Origin of the sequence: Bacillus sp. B25(2016b), assembly GCF_001679765.1 — a bacterium.
Taxonomy (GTDB): domain Bacteria; phylum Bacillota; class Bacilli; order Bacillales; family Bacillaceae_G; genus Bacillus_A; species Bacillus_A thuringiensis_K.
On sequence record NZ_CP016285.1, the window covers coordinates 4,837,857 to 4,849,436 of the forward strand.

The following is an 11,580-nucleotide window of genomic DNA, read 5'->3' on the forward strand; positions in this document are numbered from 1 at the left end:
CCTTCTAATTTACTAGAAGGCTTTTTTGCTATGAGTTCAACATATTACTCCCTTTCTCCTACCTTCTCTCTACAAAAATAATGTATCCATTCTTCTATTTCATACACTTTATTCTGCAAAAACAATGCATAACGTTATCATAATGTATATATTTTCATAAAAAACATAACCTATTTCATGTCTATTTATTTTATATGTGTTTTTTTGAAGAATTTTCTTTTTATTTAAACTTTTCATTAGACGTTTGACCTCCGATGTCCATTATGATAAGTTACTAAAGATGTTATATTCGTAAACGTATAGACAACTGGTTTATACACTGTTTTTACTATGAGGAAGGAGCATACACTGCATGAATCTTTTATGGGGAATTGGCGGCGTGATTGGAGTATTAGCAATTGCTTTCTTACTATCTTCCAACCGCAAAGCTATTAATTGGCGCACAATTTTAATTGCGCTAGCATTACAAATGTCATTTTCATTTATCGTATTACGATGGGACGCTGGTAAAGCAGGTTTAAAACACGCTGCTGACGGTGTTCAAGGATTAATTAATTTTTCTTACGAGGGAATTAAGTTCGTTACTGGGGATTTAGTCAACGCAAAGGGACCTTGGGGATTTGTATTCTTTATTCAAGCACTACTTCCAATCGTATTTATTAGTTCATTAGTAGCAATCTTATATTATTTCGGTATTATGCAGAAATTTGTTAGCATCGTTGGTGGTGCATTAAGTAAACTTCTTGGAACTTCTAAAGCAGAAAGCCTAAACTCAGTAACGACTGTATTTTTAGGACAAACTGAAGCTCCAATCTTAATTAAACCTTACTTAGCACGCTTAACAAATAGTGAATTCTTCACTATTATGGTAAGCGGTATGACAGCTGTTGCTGGATCTGTTCTTGTCGGTTATGCAGCAATGGGTATTCCGTTAGAGCACTTATTAGCAGCTGCAATTATGGCGGCTCCATCGAGCTTATTAATTGCGAAACTAATCATGCCAGAGACAGAAAAAGTAGATAATAACGTTGAACTTTCTACAGAACGTGAAGACGCAAATGTTATTGATGCAGCTGCACGCGGCGCATCTGAAGGTATGCAACTTGTTATTAACGTAGCAGCAATGTTAATGGCTTTCATCGCATTAATTGCTTTATTAAATGGATTATTAGGATGGGTTGGTTCTCTGTTCGATATTAAACTTAGCCTTGATTTAATCTTTGGTTACTTATTATCACCATTCGCAATCTTAATCGGGGTTTCTCCTGGTGAAGCGATACAAGCAGCAAGCTTTATCGGTCAAAAACTTGCAATCAACGAATTCGTTGCATACGCAAACTTAGGACCACACATGGCAGAGTTCTCTGACAAAACAAATCTAATTTTAACATTCGCAATCTGTGGATTTGCAAACTTCTCTTCTATCGCAATTCAATTAGGTGTAACAGGAACACTAGCTCCTACTCGCCGTAAACAAATTGCACAATTAGGGATTAAAGCAGTTATCGCTGGTACATTAGCGAACTTCTTAAATGCAGCAGTTGCAGGTATGATGTTCCTATAAACTTATATAGAGTCTTCTCTTTCTACAAGAGGAGACTTTTTTCATGCAATCCAAACGTCTTTTATGTATCTATTAATCAATTTATCCTAAATATAAGTACATTATGATACAATAATGTTTAAGTCTTTTTATTTTTCTTATGAAAATAGAGATACTACTTGTTGTTGCCCTTCAAAAGAGTTTCACGGCATGGTCAATTTCTTAATAATTGCGCATACTACAAGTATCTATTGATGAAATAGCTTTAAGGAGGAAAGTTTTGTGAAAGATAAGTTCTATAAAATCCTCTCTATGTGGATTTTACAAATTGTATTTTATTTTACTACTGTATATGTGACGAAATATGAGCATGCGCTCATTTTTACAATAATATACGTAATCGTAAACGTACTATTCTTATTTTTAGCTGACAAAACAGCATTTGTTTTCTTCATACTAGGAACCATTATTTCCGTATTTTATTTGTTTTATCAAGCATGGCTTCATTTATGGAGTACATCAGATCAATGGCAATATATGATTATCCACTTCCTGATGGCAGCTAACTTCTTCATTGTATATATAACAACTCACCTATTGAAAAAAGTGATTCATGAAAATAAAACTTTAACTGAGCGTGTGAGAACATTGGAACAATATATTGGAGAATCCAAATTACTAACAAGACAAGAATTCGAGAGACGCCAAGCGTTATTAACGACTGCAATGAATCGTCGCAATGAAACAGGCTTTATCATTTACTTTGATTTCACTTCCTTTAGTAAATATACGAAGGAAAGTGTTATGGACCGTGTAGCTTCCTTATTAGTTGAAACGGTAAGGAATGATTTTGACCTTGCTGCTGAATATGATAATAATACGCTAGTTATTTTATTACAAAACACAAATGAAGCTGGTGCTGACATTGTAATGAACCGCCTAAAGCCAAAAATGGAGCAATGGCTTGCTGCTGAAGCAATCCGAGATATAAAAATTTCACGCGAGCAAATTGGAAACAAAGGACAGACCCTGTTATGATGACTCTCGTTATACTTCTTTTATTCCTTCTGTTTTGCGTACTCGTTTTTTGGATCAGTATCACATTTTCAATTAAATATGTACTTATTTTTACGGCTTTTCTATTCTCTGGCTTACTCGTTTACTACTCTTTCTTAACAATCGCGGGCCTAATTCACCGAAATAGTAAACGAAAAGATCGTACATTAGAACATTATCCGAGCGTCGATATTTTCATACCTGCCCATAATGAAGGCGTCGTTATTAAAGATACTTTAGAAGCAATGGCTAAGATTGAGTATCCTGGAAAGCTAACTATTTATTTATTAAATGATAACTCTCAAGACGAAACACCTGAAATCGGCGATGATTTTGACAAGGCTTATGCTCATATTCGCCACATTCGTGTTCCCCCTGGTGAACCGAAGGGTAAATCACGTGTACTAAACTATGGGCTTAGTATTTCAGATGGTGAATACTTCTGTGTGTACGATGCAGATAACCAACCTGAACCACACGCACTGCGAATGCTTGTAGAGCACGCTGAAACAACTGAAGATGCTGTTGGAGCTGTTGGACATGTTCGTACAGTAAACGAAAAGCGAAACTGGCTGACGCGAATGATTTCACTGGAATTTCAAATCTTCCAGCTCCTTATGCAATCTGGACGCTGGTTACTATTCCAAACAGGCTCACTGACAGGAACAAATATGCTTCTTCGTCGCTCCGCACTAGAAGAGCTTGGTGGCTATGATCCTTATGCAATTGCAGAAGATGCTGAATTAACATTACGAATTACACAAAAAGGTTATCTCTTACCAATCGTCCCAGAATCAATTACTTGGGAACAAGAACCAGAGCATTTAAAAATTCTTATTAAACAACGTACACGTTGGCTCCAAGGGAATTTATATATTTTAGAAAAAATGTTCTCATCATTAAGTTTCTTTAAAGGAAAGCTGCTTGTTCATTCCTTACAACAAGTTCTAGTGTATGTTGTATTTTGGCTATTCCTAATCATTTCAAACGTTTGGTTTGTAATTGGGCTACTCGGGATATTCCAAATTCAATATAGCATTCCGCTACTATTTATGTGGTATGTCGCATATATTACATATGTTTCTCAATTATTTAGTGCCCAGAGTGTCGAACGAACCTTTACACCGACTAATATTTTTATTAGCGTTATTATGTACTTTACGTACGCACAGCTCTTTACGTACTTATTTATTCGTAGCTTAATCTTATACTTACGTGCAAAGAGCAAGAAACAAGTCATTGGCTGGGATAAGACAGTTCGATTTAAAAAAGATAAATAATAAAAATAAGCACAGAGCGCCGTATGCTCTGTGCTTATTTATTGCCGTATAAATTATATATCAGACAATACCCCTTAGCTGAAAGTAATTTCACGTCCATCCCCCAACGAACGATCGACCTTCATTTATATACGAAAAAGTGATTGCTATTTTTGTAGAACCAATTGCTTCTCTTGCTGTTCTTTGCGCGTTTCAGTCTTAGGTTCCGTGCTTTCTTGGACACTACGATGTGCCACACGTTTCAAACAAATATGCTTCCACTTTCTTTCGTAACGTTTCATTATTCTAGATGTCCCCCTTGAATGCGCTTTAAAACTATTTGAAATCGCTTACAGGAAATAATATAGCACATATATATAAAAGTGACAACACATTTCCGACATATTTTTGACAAAAATATGAATAGAATTTGAAAGATATCGAAAATTGTCGAAACTAATCGATTTCCCTTCGTATAAAAGGCATACTACTTATATGATAAAGTATTTTATTTCCCCTACCCGCATTTCAAATTCCTTCTATATAAAGTGAAACTTTAATTAGCCATCACCAATCGGGCTTTTACAAGTAGCTCGACTTATTTGCTTTTGCTGAATTTTGAGGTGGTGTTCTTACTGCTCGGCAAATAGAGGTATAAAAAAAGAGCTGATATGAAATCAGCTCTTTTCCTTCTATTATTAATGACGCTTCCTACGTCCTTCTTTTTGTAACTCTTTAAATAATGCTGCCATCATAAAGAAAATAACAAAGACGAACGGGAATGCTGCAATGATAGCTGCCGTTTGTAAGGCTTCTAATCCACCAACATATAATAAGATAGAAGCTAGCGCGGCTAGAACGATACCCCAAATCATTTTAATGCGATTTGGTGGGTTTAAACTACCATGTGTCGTTAACATCCCTAAAACGAATGTCGCAGAATCTGCAGATGTAATAAAGAATGTAGAAATAAGAAGAATCGCTAGAACAGATAAAGCTGATCCAAAGCTTCCCATCTGATCAAACATAGCAAACAATCCTACTTCTGTTCCCATCTCTTTAATTTTTTCAAAGATATGTGCATCACCAAACAGCTCCATATGAATACCTGTTCCGCCGAAAACAGAGAACCAAAGGGCACCAATTATTGTCGGTACGAGTAACACACCGATTACAAACTCACGAATGGTACGTCCTCGTGAAACACGAGCAATAAACGTACCTACGAACGGTGACCATGCAATCCACCATGCCCAATAGAAAATTGTCCACGATTGAATCCATTGGTTTCCACCTTCGTCTAATGGACTTAAACGGAAGCTCATGCTTGGCAATTCTTGAATGTAAGAACCGATTGTTGAAGTGAAGTAATTCATAATAAAGTTTGTTGGACCCGCAAATAATACAATAATCATAAGTGCAAACGCAAAAATAATGTTCGTATTACTTAAATATTTAATTCCTTTATCAAGACCTGTTTGCGCAGATAACATAAATAATACTGTTACGATTGCAATAATAACTAACTGAGTCGTTAATGAGTTCGGGATAGATGTTAAATAACTAACACCACCTGCAATTTGTTTCGCCCCGAGACCTAATGACGTTGCAACACCAAACACAGTTGCGAAAACAGCTAACACATCAAATGAATGAGCAATACGCCCGTGTTCCCCGCCCTTAAATAACGGACCTACTGTCGCACTAATCGTACTTGCTTTTCCTTTTCTAAAGGTAAAGTAAGCAATACATAACGCTACAAACGCATATAGTCCCCAAGGATGTAATCCCCAATGGAAAAATGAAAAACGCAGTGCAAGGCGCGCACTTCCCTCAGTTGCACCTTCTCCAAACGGAGGTGCGTATAAATGGTTTAATGGTTCGGCAACGCCCCAGAAGACTAAGCCGATACCCATACCAGCACTAAATAACATAGCAAACCATGTCATATAACTATAATCAGGTTCGTCATCATCTTTACCTAAACGAATAGAACCGTATTTCGAAACAATTAAAAAGATAGACACACCTAAAATAATAGAAACGGAAATAATATAAAACCACCCGAACTTACTAACTAATGCAGTTTGAATTGCGGTTGTTACATTTCCTAAGCTACCTTTTCCAATAATAGATTCGGGAATAATCCCCCAAATTGTAAATGCAATACATAATGTTAATGAAACGATGAATGTTTTTGTCAGTTTCCTCATCAAATCCCCCTTCGTAGGTTTCGTTTTTGTAAATAACATAAATTCCGATATGTAAAATCGGATAGAAAACTATAATTTTGCGGTGATTTTCTTACTTTCACCTTCACCAATTCGAATTCTTATGGACAGCCTTACCTTTCGTATAACCTTTTCACTCTGCAAGAGCTACAAGTTAGAAATACTGCTGTCAAATTGTGTGAGAAAAACGCGGATAGGAATGTATTTTCCTAAAAAAGGATGTGTTACATATGTAAAAAAGGGCAAAGTTCTTCCTTGCAACCCTTTCGTTTTGTAACAATTATGCGGTTTTTTTGCTAGTATATAGCACGTGTTTATAGCTTCACAAACAAAATGTTTATGTTTATATAACTATATTACCCATAAAACGGTAAAATACTCAAGGAATGTAATCGTTTAGTAAACATCATGTAACACCCTTGTAATATTTTTATTTATGTCGAAAAAAACATGTTGTATTAAATATTTCGAATATAACTAGAAACCTATGAGTCATATAGAATGAAAAACGCTTTCCTATATTTTTTGTTATATTACAGGATATTAACGACTGATTACGAATGGTTTGTAATTGTGTGTTTTCCCCAAATCCGAAAAAATCTGTTGCTATAATGAGGACACGAAAACAAACGCAATGGAGGCTATCATGAAAAAATTAATTGGTATAGCAACAGCAGCAGTTTTTGGTCTTGGGATTTTCACATCATCTGCTAATGCAGAAACTGTTGTAACAACAGACGTACTAAACGTACGCGAAAACCCTACTACGGAATCAAAAGTTGTCGGTAAATTACTAAACGGTAATAAAATAGATGTTCAAAATACAGAAAACGGATGGTCAAAAGTTACTTTAGACGGTAAAGACGCATTCGTAAGTGCAGAGTTCACAAAAAGCATCTACTACGTAACAGCTAACGTATTAAACGTACGTGCTGAAGCGAACACAAACTCAGAAATTCTTGGAAAGTTGAAGAAAGACGATGTAATCGAAACAACGAACCAAGTACAAAATGAGTGGTTACAATTTGAATATAACGGGAAAACAGCTTATGTTCATGTTCCTTTCTTAACAGGTACAGCACCTGTGATTGAGAAACAAGAAACAACTGCCCCTGCTAAAGCTGAAGCACCAGCTAAGGCTCAAACACCTGCAGCACAAGCAAAACCAGCTGCTAAGCCTGCTGTGAAAGCTGCTGAAACTAGCACACCATCTGGTGGTCGTGAGTTAACTGTGGTAGCTACAGCATATACAGCTCACCCGAGCGAAAACGGTGGCACATATGGCGGCCGTGTATTAACTGCAATGGGTCATGATTTAACTGCGAATCCAAACATGAAAATGATCGCTGTTGACCCGAAAGTAATCCCATTAGGATCTAAAGTATGGGTAGAAGGTTACGGAGAAGCTATCGCTGGAGATACTGGTGGTGCAATTAAAGGTAACCGTATCGACATCCTGCTTGGATCAGATAGTGCTGCTCAAAAATGGGGACGCAAAACTGTTAAAGTGAAAATTTTAAAATAACCAATGACTGCTGAAGCCAGTTCTCCTTGTTGAGAGCTGGCTTTTATTTTTTTATAATACATATAAGGAGGTTATATCCATGAATGTAGAAGCAAAAGTAGACTGGATCGGTACACCAAAACCGTATATATATAAAGATGAAGTAGCATACGACGCTACTTCCATTGACTTTTCACTCGCTGGTGATGACAATCGATATAAATTAATTATGCTCAAGTCTGAAGAAAATACACATCACAAATTTGTCCGATATGGAATCAAACCTGGCTCACAAAAGCCATTTCCTATCGACATTCCATTTGAACAAAACATGTTACCAATTATAGAGCAAATATTACATGATCCGTATGTACAAGCGATATTAAAGGAAACGCACTCATAATTGTAAAAAAAGATATCAACGGTTTGGCACGAAATATTGATTTAGCTACAAAATAAAGAGGCTGTTCAATATTGAACAGCCTCTCTCATATTAACGAGTTGGACCAGATACATCTTCTGATTTCAACGTATTATTTGCACCAAGAGAATGATACAACATCTTTCCATTTCCATTCACAGTTACAATATGTTCGTTATTAAAACTTTTGAACTTCACAGATCCATCACCGTAACGAATATGATACTCTTCATATGTCGTTACTTTATATTTCGTAGCACTTTGACGCTCTACATTACGAACTTCCATCGTTAATAAGTCTTCTGTAATTCCTTTTTTGTGTAAATACTGTATATAATCACGGTCTTCCTTATACGATTTCCCGCTCTTATCATAATTATTTTCAATTAAACTAAAATCATTTAATGAAATTGCACGTACGTTATCATAAATATGATTTCTTACAAATTCGCCCACTGCTGAACTTGATGTTTCTTTCGGGAATTTTAAGTAATACGTGCTTTGGTCTCCAATTTTAACACTTTCAGATTTCATCACACCAAAATCAGTAGTTTTCTCTAAATGTACTTCTACTGTTTCATCTGTGGATACAGGGCCAAGCTTATAACTTCCATAATTTAATTTTCCACGTTTTTTCCCATTCACAAATACAGTTGCATCACTTTCATCAGAAGAAATACTTACATACTTGCCTTCAAGCGATAAATCCACTTTCACCTTCTCGCTCTGTTCATCCGCTAAATCTACTTCTTTCTCTGTTTCTAATTCAGTAAGTTCTGTCTTCGCCGTTGCCTTTACAACATATGTACCTGGGAAGTATGGCCCCAACTCTTTCGAAGTTTTATCACTAGAAAGCTCTGTTTCTTTTTTGTCATTCACATATATTTCTGCGTTTTTTGCAGTTGTACTAACGCTCATATAATAAGATTTCATGCTGAACTTATACTTTGGATATAAGAACCACTCTTTTCCCTCTTCTACTATTTCCCCGTCCTTAAATGAAGATTTATCTTTTGTTAACTTTTGATCTACTGTCTCTTTCTGTAAATAAGAAAGTAATTGTTTGTTGTAAGAAGGATTCTCTTTTAAATAACGCATGTACGCTTTAATATCCTCTGTCTTAATCTTTAAGCTTGAATCATTCGCTTTTACAAACTCATCAATTGCATTAATATCTTTCTTTTGGAATGCTTCAATCATTACATTTACTTGCTTTTCTTTTGAAAACTTATATGCTCCAAATTTATATGCCCCAAATAATAATGCAGCAATAATGGCAAAACCAATGATTAAAAATAAATTTTTCTTACTTTTCACTGGTTTTGTCTCGCTTTGTAATTCTGTATATGAAGCAGCAGTGTTATCAACGATTACTTCTACTTTACTCCCACACTCAGGACAAAAGTTCAAATGGTCTGCAACATTCTTTTTACATGTTCCACAAAACTTCAACGTGCTCTCCTCCTATTTTTTAGCTAATTTCATTCCAGCAAATGCCGCTACATATGTCACAATAAGACTAAACAAAGTTAAATATATAAATGAATTTTGCATAGATAGTACTGTTCCACTTGTTCCAAATAAACTTGTTACAGTTCCTGAAACATTAATTTGGAACTTAGAAATCATATTCATTACAATCATCATAATTGTGTAAGAACCACTGCATACCGCTAATGTAATATATATATTGGCAGTCGGTAATTTAGCTAACTTTCTTCCCGCTCTAAACATAAAGAACAACGGAATAATAAGCAGTAATAAACCGTAATGGAATACGTTATTCACTTTATCAAATTCTGCAAGGCTTTCCTCATTTGCTCCTTTTGAAATCAATATCTCTCTAAGCTCTACGCCATTTACAGAGACGCCTGATATAAATGAAAACGATAGTGTGCTCTCATATGTATTTGATTTCTTACCAATTCTAGTAAATTCCTTACTAAGTGCTGGACTTGATACTTCTAACGGCGCAAAATGAGCCATACTCCATAATTGAGGTGTTAACTCTAATGCTAATAATGTACTTTCAGATTTTAAAGTTGTTATTTCTTTTAATGGTTCAATACCATCTTCCTTACTTACTAACGCCATAATACAAACCGCTACTGCTGTTACTAAAAGTCCTTTTATCATAGCTGAAACACCGTAATAAACAGACGCTCCATATGGCATTAACTCTTGAAATGCTGCTGCCATATTGTTTTTGCTTGTATGAGCAATAAATCCTAATAACGTAAATAATGTCCCACATACAAAACCACTCAATAAACTCTTAATCGCTGAATAGCCAACCGTAATCTTACCTGCTTCTGAGAATGGAATTGCAAAAGATTGTGATGCTATAAAACTTATAATGAATAAAAAGACTCCATAAATAATACCAACTGTTGCTGCCATAAAGATTTGATCTTTAATCGTTTTCGCAACATGCTGTTTCCCTAACCAAATTCCTGTACCAGCAAAAATAATAAATGGAATGATTAATAATAATGTAAATGGAGTATGCCAAGATAAAGAAAATATCAATCCACTATCATCGTTAGCTGTAAAACCAAGTAAATGATAACTTAACATCGTAGAAGTTGCACTCGAATAAAAACTTGGCAACATTTCTAATTCTTTCGCAAATTTGCTAAACATCTCACTTAACATAGAGGCAAATAATAAACTACCAATCCAACCAGCAATTAACATGAGAATACTTGCAACAGCCCCACCAATCAAACCTTTTTGTAAAACGGCTTTATCTGCTTTAAATTCAACTTTAGGAGCACCATCCATTGTAGGCAATTTTACAGATTGTTCTTTTTTCTTCACAACAGATAAAGAATACCCACACTTTTTACAATATAAATTTTTTTGGGCATTTTCACTGCCACAACCTTTGCAGTATTTTGCAGTATCTTTTTCTAATGTTACTGCACCTATAGCTCCTGCAATCTCCATACTACCTTCATTTGGGCAATAATTTACTTCTTCACCATGTTGTTTTCCACATGTGCGACAATACATTTAATTCACTCCCCACTTTGCTTAATTCCACAAACTGGACAGTAAGTAGATTTTTTATGGATATGCTCATTACATGAAATACAATTTACCGTTTCACCTTCATTTTCTACTGCTAACATCGGGTTAGGCTTTCCACATGAACCACAAAACTTATCATTTATTGATAAAGGTCCACCACATTCACATGTAGCTTTTTCACCTTGTTGTTTTTGCAATTCAACAATGCGCTTTCTTGCTTGATAAATAGCTACATCAAATTCTTGAACTGGAGCAATCATTTCTTTTAAGCTCGCTTCATTTACTCCACTTCCTCTTAATTGAACATACACTTGCTGTCCAACCTCTAATAGAACCTCTGCTTTTTTCTGCATTTGCACTTGCATTCCCTTTTTCAATTGAGCAATTTCTTGTGCAACTTGCAACTTCATTTTCCCTTGTTCTATTCCTTCTTGTAACTTATTCATTCCACTACCTAACTTCGTCTGTAAATCTGACAAATTATTTCTCCTCCTATACGTATATATTCATATACGAAATTAACATTTTATATA

The 11,580-nt window shown here is 35.3% G+C and carries 9 protein-coding genes; 5 read left to right on the plus strand and 4 right to left on the minus strand.

What is annotated here, in order from left to right:
- Positions 1-352 precede the first annotated feature (352 nt).
- The 3 genes from BAQ53_RS24820 to BAQ53_RS24830 all read left to right on the plus strand — a co-directional run bounded on the left by BAQ53_RS24820 (position 353) and on the right by BAQ53_RS24830 (position 3,879).
- Positions 353-1,564 carry a NupC/NupG family nucleoside CNT transporter gene (locus BAQ53_RS24820; protein ID WP_001051029.1) on the plus strand — a complete coding sequence of 404 codons (1,212 nt, stop codon included), beginning with the start codon at positions 353-355 and terminating at the stop codon, positions 1,562-1,564.
- 261 nt (positions 1,565-1,825) lie between these two features.
- Positions 1,826-2,581, plus strand: a complete 756-nt coding sequence (locus BAQ53_RS24825) for a nucleotidyl cyclase domain-containing protein (RefSeq protein ID WP_000653233.1) — start codon at positions 1,826-1,828, stop codon at positions 2,579-2,581.
- Positions 2,578-3,879: a glycosyltransferase family 2 protein gene (locus BAQ53_RS24830; protein WP_208906362.1), complete on the plus strand. Its 1,302-nt coding sequence runs from the start codon at positions 2,578-2,580 to the stop codon at positions 3,877-3,879. The genes BAQ53_RS24825 and BAQ53_RS24830 overlap by 4 nt, the downstream gene beginning before the upstream one ends.
- Before the next feature lie 677 nt (positions 3,880-4,556).
- Here BAQ53_RS24830 and opuD read toward each other — a convergent pair.
- Positions 4,557-6,071: a glycine betaine transporter OpuD gene (gene opuD / locus BAQ53_RS24835; RefSeq protein ID WP_208906363.1), complete on the minus strand. Its 1,515-nt coding sequence runs from the start codon at positions 6,069-6,071 to the stop codon at positions 4,557-4,559.
- Between the two features lie 664 nt (positions 6,072-6,735).
- On the opposite strand from opuD, the gene BAQ53_RS24840 reads away from it, so the two are divergent.
- Positions 6,736-7,614 carry a cell wall-binding protein EntA gene (locus BAQ53_RS24840; protein ID WP_000733340.1) on the plus strand — a complete coding sequence of 293 codons (879 nt, stop codon included), beginning with the start codon at positions 6,736-6,738 and terminating at the stop codon, positions 7,612-7,614.
- Positions 7,615-7,693: 79 nt separating this feature from the next.
- Positions 7,694-7,996, plus strand: coding sequence for a DUF3910 family protein (locus tag BAQ53_RS24845; RefSeq protein WP_001100117.1), 303 nt, complete (start codon positions 7,694-7,696; stop codon positions 7,994-7,996).
- 90 nt (positions 7,997-8,086) lie between these two features.
- Here the strand turns inward: BAQ53_RS24845 and BAQ53_RS24850 are convergent, their stop codons facing one another.
- The 3 genes from BAQ53_RS24850 to BAQ53_RS24860 are packed head-to-tail and all read right to left on the minus strand — an operon-like array spanning position 8,087 to position 11,526.
- Positions 8,087-9,466: a zinc ribbon domain-containing protein gene (locus BAQ53_RS24850; protein WP_000666886.1), complete on the minus strand. Its 1,380-nt coding sequence runs from the start codon at positions 9,464-9,466 to the stop codon at positions 8,087-8,089.
- 12 nt (positions 9,467-9,478) lie between these two features.
- Entirely contained in the window at positions 9,479-11,029 is a 1,551-nt protein-coding gene (locus BAQ53_RS24855; protein ID WP_208906364.1) for a zinc ribbon domain-containing protein, read from the minus strand.
- Between the two features lie 5 nt (positions 11,030-11,034).
- Positions 11,035-11,526 (minus strand): zinc ribbon domain-containing protein, encoded by a 492-nt coding sequence (locus BAQ53_RS24860; RefSeq protein WP_208906365.1) that lies wholly within the window; start codon positions 11,524-11,526, stop codon positions 11,035-11,037.
- Positions 11,527-11,580: the final 54 nt, after the last annotated feature.